Source organism: Neobacillus sp. 114 (assembly GCF_030127045.1).
Taxonomy (GTDB): domain Bacteria; phylum Bacillota; class Bacilli; order Bacillales; family Cytobacillaceae; genus Neobacillus; species Neobacillus rhizophilus.
In genome coordinates this window covers 322,679-340,926 of sequence record NZ_CP126144.1, presented here as the reverse complement: position 1 = coordinate 340,926, position 18,248 = coordinate 322,679, and the positions used below count along the sequence as shown (strand labels likewise).

Below are 18,248 nucleotides of genomic sequence, written 5' to 3'. Positions count from 1 at the left end.
CCATTAAGGAGAGAAGGATTCACGCCCGAACTATTATTATTTTGAACCAGTAAACTGCTCTTCCTCAGTAGAACCTTTCAACGCAGTAGTTGAAGAAGTACCGCCGGAGATTACCATAGATACTTGGTCGAAGTAACCAGTACCAACTTCGCGCTGGTGGCGTGTTGCAGTGTAGCCGTATTGCTCGCTGGCGAACTCAGCCTGTTGCAGGACAGAGTAAGCAGCCATGCCATTTTCTTTGTAACCGCGGGCAAGTTCGAACATGCTATGGTTTAGAGCATGGAAGCCGGCCAGAGTAACAAATTGGAACTTGTAACCCATTTTACCAAGCTCTTGTTGGAACTTTGCAATCGTTTCATCGTCAAGCTTCTTCTTCCAGTTGAAGGAAGGTGAGCAGTTGTAGGCAAGCAGTTTGCCAGGGAACTTCTCATGAATTGCCTCTGCGAAGCGGCGTGCTTCTTCAAGGTTTGGCTCGGAAGTTTCGCACCAGATTAGGTCAGCGTATGGAGCGTAAGCCAATCCGCGGCTGATTGCTTGGTCAAGACCTGCTTTTGTACGGAAGAAGCCTTCAGCTGTACGTTCGCCAGTGATAAACTCAGCATCATTTTCATCGATATCACTTGTGATTAAGTCTGCAGCGTTAGCATCTGTACGGGCAACTAGTACAGTCGGAACGCCCATTACGTCTGCTGCTAAACGGGCAGCAATCAGGTTGCGAACCGCAGTTTGTGTAGGAAGCAATACTTTACCGCCTAAGTGGCCGCATTTCTTCTCAGAAGAAAGCTGGTCTTCAAAGTGAACGCCGGCAGCACCTGCTTCAATCATGCCTTTCATTAATTCGAAGCAGTTGAGCTGGCCGCCGAAGCCTGCTTCTGCGTCGGCCACGATGGGAGCGAACCAATCGATAGAATTGTCGCCTTCTCCATGAGTGATTTGGTCAGCACGCTGAAGTGCTTGGTTGATACGCTTAACAACAGCCGGAACGCTGTTTGCAGGGTACAAGCTTTGGTCAGGGTACATGTTACCGGAAAGGTTAGCGTCTGCAGCAACCTGCCAGCCGCTTAAGTAGATAGCCTTAAGACCAGCTTTAACCTGCTGAACCGCTTGGTTACCAGTTAAGGCGCCAAGAGCGTTGATATAGTCTTCTTCGTTTACTAGTTTCCAAAGCTTTTCAGCACCTTTGCGTGCCAATGTATGTTCAATATCGATAGAACCGCGAAGCTTGATCACATCCTCGGCAGTATAAGGACGTGTAATCCCATTCCAACGTGCATCCATTTCCCAGCTTTCTTGTAATTGCGCTACTCTTACATCAGTCATTTTAAAATCCTCCTATCAACCTATTAAAGTATTTTTTAAAAATATATTTTTGAAGAGTTAAAAACTCTCAAATCCCTATAATTGCTCGTAACCTGGAATAGTTAAGAAATCTGCAAATTCGTCATTTAAGATTAAGTTGTCAAACAGCTTAACGGCTTCGTCGAACCGCCCGTTCAAATAGGCTTGGTCCCCAATTTCCCGCTTGATTTTGATAAGTTCTTCCACCTTAAACTGGTCATACAAATCGGTAGTTAACTTCCGGTTGTCTTTTAAGATACCCTTCGGATGGCGGATCCACTGCCACAGCTGAGCCCGTGATATTTCGGCGGTTGCTGCATCCTCCATTAAATTATGAATCGGTGCTGCACCGCGGCCTGAAAGCCAGGAAGCCACATATTGAATACCAACATTGATGTTGGTACGGACACCTTCCTCAGTAATCGTACCCGTTGGCACTTCCAATAAATCACTAGCTGTAATGGTAATCTTCTGCTGTTTCATCGTATGGATTTGGTTTGGAGTCGGCATTTCGCGGTTGAAAACCTCCATCGCCACCGGAACAAGTCCAGGGTGGGCAACCCACGTCCCATCGTGGCCGTCCCGTGCCTCACGCTCTTTGTCAGCGCGAATCTTAGCAAATGCCTCTTCGTTTGCCTGGGGATTATCCTTGATTGGAATCTGTGCTGCCATTCCCCCTATTGCCGGTGCCTTGCGGCGGTGGCAGGTTTGAATCGTAAGTAAGGAGTACGAACGCATGAACGGCACTGTCATCGCCACCTGCGAACGATCCGGTAATATAACTTCTTTTTGGTCACGCAATTTTTTCAAATAACTAAAAATATAATCCCATCTGCCGCAGTTTAATCCGGCTGAGTGTTCTCTTAATTCGTAAAGGATCTCTTCCATTTCAAAAGCTGCCAGGATGGTTTCAATCAACACAGTTGCTTTGATGGTGCCCTGGGCAATCCGGAGCCTTTCCTGTGCGTATACAAATACGTCATTCCATAGCCGTGCTTCCAAATGGCCTTCAAGCTTCGGCAGGTAAAAGTAAGGACCAGTTCCTCTTGCCAGTAGTTCCTTTACGTTATGGAAAAAATACAATCCAAAATCGAAAAAGCTTCCTGAAATGGCTCTGCCTTCTAATAACACATGCTTTTCCTCGAGATGAAGTCCGCGGGGTCTGACAATTAGTACAGCTGTTTTTTCATTCAGTTCGTATTTTTTTCCGTCTGGATTTTCAAAGTTAATCGTCCGATTAACGGCATCCCGTAAGTTGATTTGCCCTTCAACGAGGTTCTCCCATGTTGGTGAAGTGGCATCCTCGAAATCAGCCATGAACAATTTGGCACCAGAGTTTAATGCATTGATGACCATTTTTCGGTCTGTCGACCCGGTAATCTCCACCCGGCGATCCTGAAGATCTTGCGGCAGGGAGGCAATGGTCCAGTCACCATTTCGAATCTCCTTTGTCTCTGGAAGGAAAGCAGGAAGCTTGCCGTTATTAATTTCCTCTTGGCGTTTAAGCCTGGACTGTAACAGTTCAACCCGTCTTGGGCCAAATTTGGTTTCAAGTTCTTCAATAAATTCCAAAGCATCTAGTGTTAAAATCCCGTCGTATTGGGCTTTCAAGGCCCCAACCACTTCCATCCCCCTTGTTTGCGTCGACACGAACTTGATCACCTTTTTGTTATAATACAGTAACTATCCTCGTTTTGTATTATATAACACACTTTCAGAAAATGGAACTACTTTTCTGAAAATTTTTTAAAAATAGGTAAAATTCCCCTATGTAGATAAAAAAACCTTAATATTACTAGATTCTTAACACGACAAAAAAGCAGATACCTCTTACTTAGGTACCTGCTTTAAATCATTTGTTCATATAAACGCTGAAACATCTCATCCCAGTCGCCGCTGTTCAAAAATTCCGGGCTGACTATGACTGTTAACAATTTTCTTTTTAAATCCGCATCCTCAACATTTTTCAAAATCCATTTCCGTTTTGAAAAAAGAAATTCTAGATAATTCTCGTACCGGGAGTCAAATTGCTGCTCAAGCTGCTTGCGGATCTGTTTCGCTAGGATTGGGCTTGCCCCTCCCGTGGACACCGCAATGCTTAAGCGGCCCCGCTTCAGATGAGAAGGCAGATGGAAGTCTGACTCCTCCGGATTATCCGCAATGGATACAAGCTGATGCGCTGCCGCTTCTTCCTTCACCAGATTGTTGGTGTGTGGGTCATTCGTGGCCGCTATGATGAGAAACGCTTCCTGGATGTCCAACTTGGCAAACGACTTTTGCTTCCAGGTTATTTTTCCTTCGTGGGCCAAATGTTGTATAACAGGCGTACTTTCCGGGCTAATGACAGTAATGGCTGCTCCCGTTTCCAGCAAGCCTTTTACCTTCCGCTCAGCTACCTTGCCGCCGCCGGCCACGACTACCTTTTTTCCTTCAAGCTTAAGCATAATTGGGTAATAACCGTTCATACTGCCCCTCCATTACCTATTGGCAGGAGTCTTTTCCGGCCAAGGACCAGTTAAATACTCGACTAGCGCCTCTTTAGTGGCCTTTTTTGGCATACCGCTTTCCGCGAGACCTAGTTTTGCCACTTCGCCCATCGTTTGTTTGCCCATTCCGACAACTTGCACATTTTTCAAAAAGGATTCTGTTTCGATGCCGAATTTCTGCAAAGCTGTTATAAATGGCTCAACAGATGCGCTCGAAGGGAAAACGACTGTATTTACATCCGCATCGTCCATCATTCTTTTAAAAATTGAAAAGAACTGTTCATCTACTTTTTTGTCGCTTGTTTTCCAAAAATCAGCGTTTTCATATTTTTGTACCTGGGCCCTGCCATCTCCAACTACAAGCATTTTTCCCCCATCGGACATTTCATCGATCAAGCCTGGAACAAATCCTCGTTCTTTTAAGGCATTGATGGTTTTGATAGAAAAACCGAAAAGGTCTGCTGTAATTTTCCGAATATCCACCCCATGATTCTTTAACGCCGTGAAAAATTCTTCGATACTCTCAGGCGATGTGAATAAGATTTTTTGATAACTGGATATAGTACCCATAATCTCTTCGTTGACAGGTGCTGCGATTCTTTTCCACCTTGGAAATTCTATTACGTCCGCGCCTTGGCGCATCAGTTCCTTCGCTAACTCGCTCTCGCCTTCACTCGTGCGCGCCAGAAGAATCTGCCGGCCATGTAATGGCTTTTTCTCAAACCAGCTTATTTTTTCACGGAGAGATGCCACATATCCTACCAAAATAATCGCCGGATTGCTAAACTTCGCCTCTTCAGCCTTGGCGGCAATATCAGCCAATGTCCCCTGCAATGTCTTCTGACGGCCGAAGGTGCCCCATTGAATTAGAATGACTGGGGTTTCGGCTGGCTTTCCGTGGGCAATCAAATTTTCACAAATGTATGGCAAGTTCCGGACTCCCATGTAAAAAGCGATTGTATCCATCCCGCGGGCAAGACTTGCCCAATCAAGGAGCGGCTTGCCTTCCTGTGACTTATCGTGGGCCGTTACGACCGTAAATGATTCCGCATGTTCCCGATGGGTAACAGGGATTCCAGCATAAAGAGGGGCAGCCATTCCCGATGTGATACCTGGGACAATTTCAAATGGTATTTGGTGGTTCGCCAAGGCTTCCGCTTCCTCGCCAACCCGGCCGAATACACCCGGGTCGCCGCCTTTAAGCCTGATCACAGTTTTACCTTCCAATGCTTTAGCGACCAAAACATCATTTATATTTTCTTGCCTTAAAAAATGGCGGTCCGGCAATTTCCCCCCGTAAATCAGTTCGCAATTGTCCGGAGCAAACTCCAAAAGCTTCGGGTTGGCTAGCCGGTCATATAGAATAACCTCGGCCTGCTTGATGGCTTCAAGCCCTTTCACAGTAATTAGACCAACGTCGCCCGGCCCTGCTCCTACTAAAAAAACCTTTCCAGTTCCCATCGTGCAGCATCCTTCCATGTTTTCCTTCTATAATACGACAAATATAATATCTTTTTCTATTTCTATGTTAAATGTTTTGACATAGCCGGTATCCGGAGCCTGCACAAGCCCGTCTTTTAAGGAGATTTTCCAATCATAGACAGGGCAAAAAACATAATCACCACTGACAAGCCCTTCCGAAAGGACACCACCCTTCGGATGGGGACTGCGGTTTTCCAAGGCATAAACAATGCCATTAGTTGTTTTAAAGAGCGCAATTTCCTTGTCATCGATTTTAATGGAATAACCAGCTCTAGCTTTTAGGTTTGAATAGTTTGCAACAGGTATACGAGTTATTGTTTGCAGCATTTTGCTTCACTCCCCGACCTTAATGGTATGTTTAGTATAATATTTCTCTTGAATTTCTTCACTATGAATGGCTTCATCCCATGGCTCGATATATTTTTTCAAAGTTTTGTCCATCCGTTCGTTTAGAGCTTTGCGTGTTTCCTCGTTTGCCATGACCCCTTGGATATGTTCCAAGCCCAGGCGCTCTAACCATTTGGAAGTACGCTCCAGATAGTTTGCTGTCTCACGATAGTACTGCAGATAGGCCCCGGTCATTTCCATAACCTCTTCTTGGCTTTTCACTGTGCAGAAGAGGTCGCCGGCGCGAAGATCAACACCTCCGTTGCCTCCGACATAGATCTCCCAGCCGCCATCAATGCCGACGAAACCGATATCCTTGATTCCTGCTTCAGAGCAGTTTCTAGGGCAAGCAGATACCCCCATCTTCACTTTGTTTGGTGTATCAAGACGCTCAAATTTCTTTTCAAGCTCAATGCCAAGTGCCATCGAGTCTTGTGTACCATAGCGGCAGAATTGTGCACCGACGCAGGTTTTTACGGTGCGAAGCGTCTTTCCGTAAGCATACCCTGATGGCATATTAAGCTCTTCCCAAATGTTTGGCAGGTCTTCTTTTTTGATGCCAAACAAGCCAATCCGCTGACCACCGGTTAGTTTTACTAATGGAACATTGTATTTCTCGGCCACTTTTGCAATTTTAATTAAATCCTGTGGGGTTGTCACCCCGCCGTACATTCTTGGCACCACAGAATAGGTTCCGTCCTTCTGGATGTTGGCGTGCATTTTTTCATTAACAAGGCGGGAATCGCGGTCATCCTTATACTCGTCCATGTGAATCATGCCGAGGTAATAGTTGATGGCCGGGCGGCATTTGGTACAGCCTTCCTCGTTGTTCCATCCTAAAACGTTCATGACTTCTTTGACACTTGTTAAGCCCTTTGCCTTGATTTCTTCAACCAATTCCTCCCGGCTTAAGGTTGTACAACCGCAAATGCTTGTTTTTTGAGCTGCATATACGTCAAATTGGTCGCCGAGAGTATGGGCAAGGATGCTGCTGACTAACGGCTTGCAGCGTCCGCATGAGCGGCCGGCATTTGTGCAATGGCTGACTTGGTCAAGCGTGGTCAGTCCTTGTGTTTTGATTGCCTCGACAATGGCTCCTTTGGTAACGCCATTACACCCGCACACAAGTTCATCGTTGGGCATAGAGGCAATGTCATCGCTGGAGGTGCCGCTTGCACTGCATTCTGACTGAAGAATCGATACGCTGGTCATGCCGCTGATGTCTTCTTGTTTCGTCAGCATCCGAAACAGTTTTGTGCTGTCTTTTGTATCACCGTAAAGGACAATCCCGACAATCCTGTTGTCTCTTGTTAGAATCCGTTTATAAATGCCGTCATATTCGTTGTAGGCCATGATTGATTTCGTTGTACCGTCTTCAAAAATTTCTCCCGCTGAGAAAAGGTCAACCCCTGCCACCTTAAGCTGGGTTCCTGTTACTGAACCTTTATATGGCTCCGCTTCGAAACCGCTGATGCGATTCGCCAGGACCTTCCCTTGTTCGTACAATGGCGCCACTAAACCATAGACAATTTCCCTGTGTTCGGCACATTCCCCGACTGCGTAAATGTGGGGAACGCTGGTTTCCATAAAGTCATTTACGACAATGCCTCTATTTACATAGATGCCACTGTTTTTGGCCACTTCTGTGTTTGATTTGATGCCTATTGCCATTACGATTAGGTCGGCTTCTACTTCAAAACCATCTTTAAAGCGTAGTCCGGTTACCCGTTCATCTCCAAGAATTTCGACGGTTTCTTTCTCCATTAAAAAGTTCATACCTTGGGCTTCTAGTTCTGCCTTAAGCATAGATGCTGCAATATGGTCCAGTTGGCGTTCCATTAGCACCGGCATTAAGTGAACGACATCCACTTTCATTCCGAGGTTTAGCAAGCCTCTTGCAGCTTCAAGGCCAAGCAGACCACCGCCGATAACAACGGCTTTCTTGTATTCCTTTGATGATTTGATCATCATTTCACAATCATGGATATCACGAAATCCGGTCACACCCTGTTTATCCGCACCTGCAATTGGCAGAATAAAAGACTTGGATCCTGTTGCGATGATTAATTCATCGTACTCTACTTCACGGCCTTGGTCACTGATGACCCGTTTCGCTTTGGCATCAATTTTAACAACCGACTCACCAGTATATAATTGAATATTGTTTTCTCTGTACCAATCCAACGGGTTAATAATGATTTCATCAAAGCTGGTATCGCCTTGGAGAATATTTGATAGTTTAATTCTGTTATAGTTTGGATGTGGTTCTTCTCCAAAAATGGTGATTTCAAATTTTTCAGGTACTAGTTTAAGAATTTCTTCGATTGTCCTGACTCCAGCCATTCCGTTACCAATCATTACCAATTTTTTCATGTTGGGTCGCTCCCTATATGTTTTGTTTAGTTATTTTTAATGGTTATTAAGGTTTCATTTATAGTTAAATTGTAAACTCCTGTCTTTTGAAAATTTGTGAGATTCGTCACAATCCGTAGTTGTTTGTGAATAATTTCACATTATTGTCATAAAACCGTTTGTTGATGGATAATATTGGAATAATCTGTGGTGATTGAGGTGTGAAATGGCGGAACACACGATTTATAAAAGTGATGAAGGTAAACAAAATATTCTTAGATTCTATGAGAATTACTTGAATTCATTTGGGTTCGAAATGGAAAGAGCTTATGTGGGGACTTCTTTTGGCAGGACACATGTATTGATTACGGGCCCAAAAGACGGGAAACCGTTATTTGTTTATCAAGGGGGAAATTGCATCAACCCGATGACATTGTCATGGTTTAAACCTCTTTTTGAACACTACAGGGTTTATGCACCTGATACGATTGGTCATCCCGGGTATAGTGCAGAGAACAGGATTTCGGCGAAAGATGATAGTTTTGCCCACTGGATTTCAGAGTTAATGACCTATTTCGGTGTAGAAAAAGCTGCTTTTGCAGGACCTTCCTACGGTGCAGGTATCCTTTTAAGGCTAGCTGCTTCTATGCCTCAGAAAATAGCTTGTTCTGTTTTGATTTGTCCTGCTGGGATTGCGCTTGGTTCAAAATTTGAGATGATTACAAAAATCTTGGTTCCGTTAATAATTTTCAAGGGAACAAAGTCCGCAGTCCAACTGCAGAAAATAGCGGATAATATGTCTGATGGCTTTATGAAAGAAATAGATAAAGAGATTATCGGCAGCATCTTCAACTATACAAAACTTGAACAGGATATGCCTAAGCTGACGGAAAAGAGGGAGTTGCTGCGTTACACCGCTCCCACCATGGTTATCGCCGGCAATAAGGATGTGTTTTTTCCAGAGAAAAAAATAGGCCCGGCAGCTAAGGAAATCATCCCCAATCTAGCAAACTATGAAGTGTTTAATATGGGGCATATCCCATCAGAGGAACAGTTGGTAGTAATTAATGAGAAAATAAAAGAGTTTTTAAGATTGCATTATAGTTAGTGAAGGACATTTTCACCTCTATTACACCCGATTTTGTCCTTCATAAGCCCGATGAAGGACATTTTCAGCTTTATCACACTCAATTTTGTCCTTCATAAGCCCGATGAAGGACATTTTCACCTTTATCACACTCAATTTTGTCCTTCATAAGCCCGATGAAGGACATTTTAGCTTCATCACACCCGATTTTGTCCTTCATAAGCCCGATGAAGGACATTTTAGCTTCATCACACCCGATTTTGTCCTTCATAAGCCCGAATGAAGGACATTTTCACCTTTATTACACCCGATTTTGTCCTTCATAAGCCCGATGAAAGACATTTTCAGCTTTATCACATTCAATTTTGTCCTTCATAACCCCGATGAAGGACATTTTTCCAGCTTAAAACAACTAATTTGTCCCTCACAAAACAAAGACCTCCTCCCACCATCTGTGGGGAAGAGGTCTCGTTTATAATTAATACAATTCCGATGTTGTTTTACCTTGCATATGAAGAAGCAAGTAGTCTGGGCCGCCGGCTTTGGAGTCGGTTCCAGACATGTTGAAGCCGCCGAATGGCTGGTAGCCGACAATGGCACCTGTACAGCCGCGGTTGAAGTATAGGTTACCAACATGGAAGTCCTCACGTGCCTGCTCCATATGGGCACGGTTTTTGGTAATAACCGCACCAGTTAAGCCATATTCAGTATTGTTGGCAATCTCAAGTGCTTCATTAAAATCCTTCGCCTTTGAGAAACCTACCACCGGTCCGAAAATTTCCTCTTGCATGATGCGGGACTTCGGATCTAAATCGGCAAATACAGTTGGCTTGATGAAGTAACCTTTGGAGCTATCTCCTTCGCCACCAGTCATCAATTTGCCTTCTGACTTACCGATTTCAACGTATTCCATGATTTTCTTGAAAGCATTATTATCAATAACAGGGCCCATGAAAGTATCTTGTTCAGATGGCTCGCCGACTTTTATTTGATTAGTCAATTCCACGACTCGATTCAATACTTGATCATATACATCCTCAACAATAACGGCACGAGAACATGCAGAACACTTCTGACCAGAGAATCCGAATGCCGATGCCATGATGGATTGTGCAGCCAATTCAAGGTCTGCTTCAGAATCAACTACAATCGTATCCTTTCCGCCCATCTCGGCAATTAATCGCTTCATCCAAAGCTGTCCTTCGCTGATTTTGGAAGAGCGGTCGAAAATGCGCAGGCCGACATCGCGGGAACCAGTGAAGCTGATGAAACGTGTATCCTTATGATCAACTAAGTAGTCGCCCACCTCAGCGCCGCTGCCTGGTACGAAGTTTAGCACACCCTTCGGCAGTCCTGCTTCTTCCATTACTTCCGCAAATTTAGCTGCAATAATTGGTGTAGTGGAAGCCGGCTTCAACAAGACCGTGTTGCCAGAAACAATCGCGGCAACGGTAGTACCAGCCATGATCGCAAATGGAAAATTCCATGGTGAAATGATAATGCCTACACCAAGCGGAATATAATCATAACGGTTAAATTCATTGAGACGGCTCTGAACAGGCACACCATTTTTTAAGACAAGCATTTGCCGGCCATAGAATTCTAAAAAGTCTATTCCTTCGGCTGTGTCCGCATCTGCTTCTCTCCAAGGCTTACCCGCTTCTTTCGTCATCAAGGCAGAGAACTCGTGCTTGCGGCGACGGATAATCGCAGCCGCTTTAAAAAGTACATCTGCTCGGATTTCCGGCTTGGTTTTTCTCCATGTTTTAAATGCCTCAACAGCTGCCTGCATCGCTTTTTCTGCAAGCTCTTTATTGGCCTTTGACACACTGCCGACTACTTCTTCTTTGTTGGCGGGATTATAGGAAACAATTTTTTCCTCGGTAGTCAGTTTTTCACCGCCGATGATTAAGGGATAATCCTGTCCTAAATAGCCTTCAACTGTTTTTAAGGCTTGAAGATAGGCTTGGCGGTTTTCTTCCACAGTAAAATCTGTTAATGGCTCATGTTTATATGGTTGTACCATGCTAAAACCCCTCCTATGTAATCAATTATTTAATCCTTGCGGAAAAAATAATAGGTTGTCTAAAAATACACTGAAAACCCCCTCATTCGGGAGGCGGCCAATTTCGCAGATAAACAATCCTATTTTGCCTCGAAAACTAGAATGTTAACCAAAAAAAAGACCCGGCCGCTATAGCGGCCGAATCTTATTGGTAGATATACACAAACGGTTCGTTTTCATTGGCTTTACGGACAATCAATGCTTCAGGGCCGTCCACGGAGGACACATTTACTGATACCGAAATGTATTCAGGAAAATGCTCCATGACCAATCCTGTGACATATTGGGTAAATCCAATTCCCTCTGTCTTTCCGTAAAATTGAATTGGAATCGTGATATCTAAATTTTGCAGCTGATCGCCGACGTAAAACGCCCTGCCAATAACGCCGTTGAAGTTAGGAAAATATTCTTCAACATCCTGTTTAAAGTTTAAAAATGCGATTGTATCATCGCGGTGTGCTTCCTGGGCATCACTAGATGGGAATAAATAATATTTTTCGTCGATTTTTTCCCATGAGTTTAGACTTGTGCTGCCTTTATCAACGGTTGTATAAGCAAAGAAATTCCCTGGTACAACCGAAGATTTGCTTTGCTGGGCGAATAATGCAATCGTGATTGGAACGTCGGTTACATTTTTTATGGTCCTAATTCGTTTTACCATTTCTTCTGCTATTTTCTTTCCTTCGCGATCCATGTCTGCAAAGTCAATATGCTGCTCTTTTTCAACTGTACCGCCATCCACTTGAACCTTGTAATAGTAGGTTGAATTAAGGGCGAGGCCAATGGTAATTCCCCCAAGTGAAACGTTACCTTTATCATCTTTTGTTAAATAATCATGCTCCAAAATATGGGCCAGATAAATCGGACTGCTCGGTTCACCCGGAGGGCCTGTATCAACAGGGTTTAATCCGATATTATCCGTTGCTTTCAGGCTTTTTGCCTTTAGCTGCTCCTCTGTATATTGTCTGCTCAGCAATTGTCTTACCGTTTTATCCTTGATTTCCTGTCCTTCACGGAAATAATATTTATCGGTATCAAAGCTATTTTGGGCTATACGCATTAAACCCATTTCAAACTCGTTTAAATCATATCTTGTATTGATATTATTGACGACCAATCCGCGGGCCTGCCCAGGCTCAAATGGCAGAATGGTCCGGTAATATTTATCTGAAATATTATATTTCGGAATAATTGCCTTCCCTTTATCCTTCTCCTTTGTTTGCACTTCTTCATTTTGCTTTTGAAAAGTAGGTGCGCAGGCACTTAGCAAAAAGACAAGGGAAAGCGCGAGCAATGAGAGTTTTCTCAAAACTGACACCTCTTACTTATTTAATTCTTCAAGGAGCTTCTCTTCATCCCACACTTCAATTCCCAGTTCCTGTGCTTTTGTGAGCTTGGAACCTGCATCTTCACCAGCAATGACCAAGTGGGTTTTCTTGCTTACACTTCCCGCCACATTTCCGCCTAACGCCTCAATCTTTTCTTTTGCTTCATTTCTCGATAAGCGTTCAAGTTTACCCGTTAATACCACCGTTTTGCCAGCAAAAATAGAATTGGATTCCTCGGCGGATACCTTTCTTACCCCTTTAAACTCCATGTTCACTCCAAAAGAAGCTAATTCCTGAAGCAGTTCCGTTGCTTCTTCCTGTTCGAAGAAGCTGACGATGGAATCAGCCATTTTATCACCGATTTCATTGATGGCAATCAAGTCTTCTTTGGAAGCAGACGCTAATCTTTCCATTGCCCCAAATTCCTGGGCCAATGTTTTTGCCGCTTTTGCCCCGACATGACGGATGCCAAGCCCGAAAAGCAGTTTTTCTAGCGAGTTTTCCTTAGAGGCTTCAATCGCTTTTAACAGATTGGAAACCGACTTATCTCCCATTCTTTCAAGGGCAATAAGCTGGTCATAGGATAGCTTATAAATATCAGCCACATCGCTGATTAATTTTTCGGCAAACAACTGGCTGATGACCTTTTCCCCGAGGCCATCAATGTTCATCGCATCCCGTGAAACGAAATGGATTAAACCTTCACGGATTTGCGCCGGACATTTCGGATTAATGCAGCGAAGGGCCACTTCACCTTCTAGTCGGACTAGTTCGCTTTCACATTCCGGACAGTGTGTCGGCATATGAAAATCGACCTCTTCTCCGGTGCGCTGATCAGCCAAAACATTGACGACTTCCGGGATTATGTCGCCGGCTTTTTTAATGACGACCTTGTCGCCAATTTTGATATCCTTCTCTCGGATTAGATCCTCATTGTGCAAGGAAGCACGCTGCACAGTTGTTCCAGCCACTTTAACTGGTTCTAAAATCGCTGTAGGTGTAATAACGCCAGTGCGGCCGACGCTTAATTCAATATCCTTCAATGTCGTTACAACTTCTTCAGCAGGGAACTTATATGCTATTGCCCAGCGCGGGCTTTTGGCAGTCGTTCCAAGGGCAGCCTGCTGTTCTAAGGAGTCAATCTTAATAACGATCCCATCGATTTCATAAGGCAGATGCGGGCGCTTTTCCACCCAGCCATTTACATAGTCAATTACCTCATCGATCTTGACGCACTTTCTCCGCTCTTTATTTGTTTTAAACCCAAGTTTGTCCAAGTAATCTAAGCCTTCGCTATGCGAGACGACGCCGAGGTCCCCTGGATTTCCAATTCCATATAAAAAGATATCCAGTCTCCGGGAAGCCGCCATTTTCGTGTCAAGCTGGCGGAGTGAGCCTGCCGCCGCATTTCTTGGGTTGGCAAATAGCTCCTCGCCCCGCTCTTTCCTTGCCTCATTCAGCGCTTCAAAGGAACGCTTCGGCATAAAGGCCTCACCGCGGACCTCCAAGGACACAGGTTCTGTGAGGCGGAGCGGAATGGATTTAATTGTTCTTAGATTAGCAGTTATATCTTCGCCAATCGTACCATCACCGCGGGTAGCCCCCTGGATAAACAAACCGTCTTCGTAACGTAAAGAAACTGCAAGACCGTCAATCTTTAATTCGCAGACATATGAAAAGTCATCCCCTACAGCCTGACGGGTGCGGCGATCAAAGTCTCTTAAGTCCTGTTCGTTAAAAGCGTTGCCCAAGCTCAGCATCGGTGTTCGATGCTCGACTTTTTCAAAAACATCGAGAACCTCTCCGCCTACCCTTACAGACGGAGAGTCAGGTGTTTTTAATTGGGGGAACTTTTCTTCAAGCTCCAATAGCTCCTGCATCAATCGGTCATATTCGGCATCCGGTACGGATGGTTTGTCTAAGACATAGTATTCATAACCGTATTGGTTTAATAGTGTCCGCACTCCGGATATTTTTTGTTCAGCGGTTTGAAGGTCCATATATCCAACCCTTTCCTCATCTAATTGCAGCAAGTTCCCCAATAAAACTGAGGAAACCTATTTTTCACTTATTTTAAGACGATTTTTCAGGAAAAATCGTTACACTTTTTTGATCGGTGCAAATTTGGCAAGCAGGCGTTTGATGCCAGTTGGACTCGGGAAAGCAATATCAAGTTCGGTGCCTTCTCCCTGTCCTTTCACACTGACAACGGTCCCAATGCCCCATTTTCCATGTTCAGCTTTGTCGCCAACCTTCCAGTCAGCTCCCTCACCGCCAGAAGCAGCTGAAACTGGGCGCATAACTGGCTTACGTGGTGATGATGGAGTTCCAAATGTACTCCGGCCGGTTCCTGATGCCCCGGCTGATTCGAAGGAAGGACGGGCTCCTCCAAAGGAAGAACGGCTCGAGCCAAATGAACTGCCGCCCGATGAAAAGGAAGAACCTCTTGAGCCAAACGGCGAATTTCGCCTTTCCGGTTCAAAGGCTTCCAAAAGGTCTTCGGGAATTTCACTAATAAACCTTGACGCTGGATTCATATTAGTCCGTCCAAACAGGGTTCTCATTTGGGCATTTGTAAGGAACAGATTTTGCTCTGCTCTTGTAATTCCTACATAGGCAAGACGGCGTTCCTCCTCCATTTCCACCTCTTCCATCAGGGAGCGGCTATGCGGGAAAACTCCTTCTTCCATACCAATTAAGAATACAATCGGGAACTCGAGTCCTTTTGCGGAATGCAGGGTCATCAAAACAACTGAGTCTGCCTTTTCCCCGTCATCATCCATGGAATCAATGTCAGCAACAAGAGCTAAATCAGTTAAAAAGGCAACCAGGGTTTTATCTTCATTTGTTTCTTCAAAATTTTTCGTAACAGATAACAATTCCTCAAGGTTCTCCAAGCGGCTTTGCGCTTCTATGGATTTTTCTGCCTTTAGCATTTCGCTATAGCCGGTTTTATCGAGGACTTCCTCCACTAATTCAGTTACGGATAGAAACTCCTGCATGTTCGTATAATTTTTGACTAAATCGCGGAATTCTGCTGCTGCTTTTGTAATTTTTGGACTTAAACCAATTAAATCAATGGATTCAAGCGCTTGAAAAATCGACATATCATGCATCGCGGCAAAATCAATAATTTTATCAAGCGAGCTTGAACCGATGCCGCGTTTCGGAACATTGATCACCCGCTGCAGGCTAATGTCATCATCTGGATTGGAGATTAATCGCAAATAGGCAAGCATATCCTTGATTTCTTTTCGATCATAGAACTTCGTACCGCCGACAATGGCATAACCAATGTTTGATTTAAGCAGGACTTCTTCCATTACACGGGACTGGGCGTTCGTACGGTACAAAATGGCGATGTCCGAAAGCTTGTACTTCCCGTCGCGGGTCAGTTCCTTAATTCTGCCTGTAACAAACTGTGCTTCGCCCTGCTCGCTGTCGGCACGGTAATAAACTATTTTGTTTCCTTCAGGATTTTCCGTCCATAAATTTTTCGCCTTACGGTTAAAGTTTTTTTCAATCACTTTATTGGCTGCCAGAAGAATCCTTTTGGTAGAGCGGTAGTTTTGTTCAAGAAGAATGACTGTAGCATTTGGATAATCTTTTTCAAAGGAAAGGATGTTGGCAATATCCGCACCTCTCCAGCGATAAATAGACTGGTCGGAGTCACCGACAACACAAAGATTTTTGAAGCGGTTTGCCAGCTGTTTGACCAGTAAATATTGCGCTTTGTTCGTATCTTGATACTCATCCACGTGAATATACTGGAACTTGCGCTGGTAGTACTCCAATACTTCCGGCACACGCTGGAACAATTGAATCGTCTTCATAATCAGATCATCAAAGTCCAGGGCCTGATTTTTCCGGAGGCGTTTCTGGTATTCTTCGTACACATCGCTGACAACCTGTTCGAAATAGCCCCCAGCAGTTTTTGCATATTCTTCCGGATCGATGAGTTCGTTTTTAGCCGAGCTGATGGAACCCAAAATCGCCCGCGGGTCAAATTTCTTTGGATCAATGTTCTTTTCCTTTAAAATCCCTTTAATGACGGATTGCTGGTCGCTTGAATCCAAAATCGTAAAATTTCGGTTAAACCCGATGCGGTCAATGTCACGGCGTAAAATGCGGACACACATCGAGTGAAAGGTAGAAATCCAAATTTCTTCTGCAGCGCCGCCCATCATTTTCGCAATCCGTTCTTTCATCTCTCGGGCAGCTTTGTTCGTAAATGTAATAGCCAAAATATTATAGGGATTAACCCGTTTTTCCACAATTAAATAAGCAATACGATGTGTTAACACTCTTGTCTTGCCGCTTCCGGCCCCGGCCATGATCAACAGCGGTCCGTCCGTGGCTTTTACAGCCTTTTGCTGTTCCGGGTTCAAGCCGTTTAGCAGTTTATCAGTTAAATATTGCAATCTATCCACCACCAAATACAAACGTTTGTTCTTATTTTTATCATAACGGATTCTGTGCCCTTAAGCAAATTTTAACGGACACTCTTCACGGTTTCTAATGCTAGGTCAAAGTTATCATAAATAGCGTTTCCTACTACAATTACATCCGCGTGCTTGGCCATTTCTGCAGCCTGTTCAGGAGTTGAAATGCCGCCGCCATAAAACAGCTTCGTGTTATTAAGAACCTTTTTCACATCAGCAACCAATTGCACGTCGCCGTATTTGCCACTGTATTCTAGATAAAAAATGGGCAGATTAAACATTTTTTCCGCCATCATCGCATAGCCCTTAACATCAGCAATGGTCAATTGGGCATTGGCGGAGGCAAGTTTAGCTGCTTTGCAATCTCTATTAAGGATGCAGTAGCCCTCCATGACTATTTCTCCCCAATCCATAATTTCGCCAAACTCCTTCACCGCTTGATGATGGAGGCCGGTAATCCATTTTGTATCGGTACCATTTAGGACGGTTGGGATAAAATAAAGATCGAAGCCGGGGGTTACCGTTTCGATGTTTGAAATTTCAAGTACACAAGGCACAGTATAACGACGGATTCTAGCCATCAAATCAAGAACATTTTCAAGTGTGACTCCGTCCGTTCCGCCAACAATCACAGCATCCGTGCCAGATTCACAAATTTTTTCAAGCTGTTTATCGGATATTTCTTTATTTGGGTCAAGTTTAAACACGTGGCGCCACGCGTGAACATCATACATCTATTTAGGCCCCCAATTCATAATTCCATTAAACCATTATAGCACTAGAGCATTCGATACAAAAACAATACAATGAAACTATTTTTGGAAAATACCGGAACGATAAATGAAAACTCGCCGATTGGCGAGTCCGATAGAACGAAGACAGAGACGTAGTTGAATTTATACTTTCCTATTAGCTAAAAAAGAAAAAAACCGGAAAGTCTCTCACTCCGGTCTTTTGATATTTAGGTTATGCCTGGCTATTTTCTTCCTTTATCCGCTCTAAGACCATTTCATAGGTGTCGTTTCCAAAGTTCAAGCATCGTTTTACGCGTGAAATGGTCGCTGTGCTTGCTCCGGTTTCCGATTCAATTTTGTGGTACGTGTTTCCTTCACGGAGCATTCTGGCTACATCCAGGCGCTGGGCTAAAGCTTGAATTTCGTTAATTGTACATAAATCATCAAAAAAACGATAGCATTCCTCCAAATCCTTCAATGAAAGAATGGCTGTAAACAATTGGTCTAGCTCTTTACCACGTAGTTTATTAATTTGCATATAATTTCC

13 protein-coding genes are annotated in these 18,248 nt (G+C 44.1%); 1 reads left to right on the top strand and 12 read right to left on the bottom strand.

What is annotated here, in order from left to right; all coding sequences use genetic code 11:
• Positions 1-36: 36 nt before the first annotated feature.
• The 6 genes from aceA to nirB all read right to left on the bottom strand — a co-directional run bounded on the left by aceA (position 37) and on the right by nirB (position 8,066).
• Positions 37-1,320 carry an isocitrate lyase gene (aceA, locus tag QNN06_RS01710; RefSeq protein WP_284036824.1) on the bottom strand — a complete coding sequence of 428 codons (1,284 nt, stop codon included), beginning with the start codon at positions 1,318-1,320 and terminating at the stop codon, positions 37-39.
• 75 nt (positions 1,321-1,395) lie between these two features.
• Positions 1,396-2,988: a malate synthase A gene (gene aceB / locus QNN06_RS01705; protein WP_481819237.1), complete on the bottom strand. Its 1,593-nt coding sequence runs from the start codon at positions 2,986-2,988 to the stop codon at positions 1,396-1,398.
• A 197-nt stretch (positions 2,989-3,185) separates the two neighbouring features.
• Positions 3,186-3,803 carry an NAD(P)-binding protein gene (locus QNN06_RS01700; protein ID WP_284036823.1) on the bottom strand — a complete coding sequence of 206 codons (618 nt, stop codon included), beginning with the start codon at positions 3,801-3,803 and terminating at the stop codon, positions 3,186-3,188.
• A gap of 12 nt (positions 3,804-3,815) precedes the next feature.
• Positions 3,816-5,285, bottom strand: a complete 1,470-nt coding sequence (gene cobA / locus QNN06_RS01695; protein WP_284036822.1) for a uroporphyrinogen-III C-methyltransferase — start codon at positions 5,283-5,285, stop codon at positions 3,816-3,818.
• Positions 5,286-5,312: 27 nt separating this feature from the next.
• Positions 5,313-5,633 (bottom strand): nitrite reductase small subunit NirD, encoded by a 321-nt coding sequence (gene nirD, locus QNN06_RS01690; RefSeq protein WP_213120890.1) that lies wholly within the window; start codon positions 5,631-5,633, stop codon positions 5,313-5,315.
• A gap of 6 nt (positions 5,634-5,639) precedes the next feature.
• Positions 5,640-8,066 (bottom strand): nitrite reductase large subunit NirB, encoded by a 2,427-nt coding sequence (gene nirB / locus QNN06_RS01685; protein WP_217034220.1) that lies wholly within the window; start codon positions 8,064-8,066, stop codon positions 5,640-5,642.
• Between the two features lie 205 nt (positions 8,067-8,271).
• Between nirB and QNN06_RS01680 the strand changes: the two genes are divergently transcribed.
• Entirely contained in the window at positions 8,272-9,153 is an 882-nt protein-coding gene (locus tag QNN06_RS01680) for an alpha/beta fold hydrolase (RefSeq protein ID WP_284036821.1), read from the top strand.
• A 457-nt stretch (positions 9,154-9,610) separates the two neighbouring features.
• On the opposite strand, the gene pruA is transcribed toward QNN06_RS01680, so the two are convergent.
• The 6 genes from pruA to QNN06_RS01650 all read right to left on the bottom strand — a co-directional run bounded on the left by pruA (position 9,611) and on the right by QNN06_RS01650 (position 18,239).
• The gene (pruA, locus tag QNN06_RS01675; RefSeq protein ID WP_284036820.1) at positions 9,611-11,158 is read right to left on the bottom strand and encodes an L-glutamate gamma-semialdehyde dehydrogenase; all 1,548 of its coding nucleotides are present in this window, start codon (positions 11,156-11,158) and stop codon (positions 9,611-9,613) included.
• A 184-nt stretch (positions 11,159-11,342) separates the two neighbouring features.
• Entirely contained in the window at positions 11,343-12,506 is a 1,164-nt protein-coding gene (locus QNN06_RS01670; RefSeq protein WP_213120894.1) for a CamS family sex pheromone protein, read from the bottom strand.
• 12 nt (positions 12,507-12,518) lie between these two features.
• Positions 12,519-14,525 carry an NAD-dependent DNA ligase LigA gene (gene ligA, locus QNN06_RS01665; protein ID WP_284036819.1) on the bottom strand — a complete coding sequence of 669 codons (2,007 nt, stop codon included), beginning with the start codon at positions 14,523-14,525 and terminating at the stop codon, positions 12,519-12,521.
• A gap of 99 nt (positions 14,526-14,624) precedes the next feature.
• Positions 14,625-16,946, bottom strand: a complete 2,322-nt coding sequence (gene pcrA / locus QNN06_RS01660; RefSeq protein WP_217034216.1) for a DNA helicase PcrA — start codon at positions 16,944-16,946, stop codon at positions 14,625-14,627.
• Positions 16,947-17,017: 71 nt separating this feature from the next.
• Positions 17,018-17,701, bottom strand: a complete 684-nt coding sequence (gene pcrB, locus QNN06_RS01655) for a heptaprenylglyceryl phosphate synthase (RefSeq protein ID WP_284036818.1) — start codon at positions 17,699-17,701, stop codon at positions 17,018-17,020.
• 232 nt (positions 17,702-17,933) lie between these two features.
• Positions 17,934-18,239 carry a YerC/YecD family TrpR-related protein gene (locus QNN06_RS01650; RefSeq protein ID WP_213120898.1) on the bottom strand — a complete coding sequence of 102 codons (306 nt, stop codon included), beginning with the start codon at positions 18,237-18,239 and terminating at the stop codon, positions 17,934-17,936.
• Positions 18,240-18,248 lie beyond the last annotated feature (9 nt).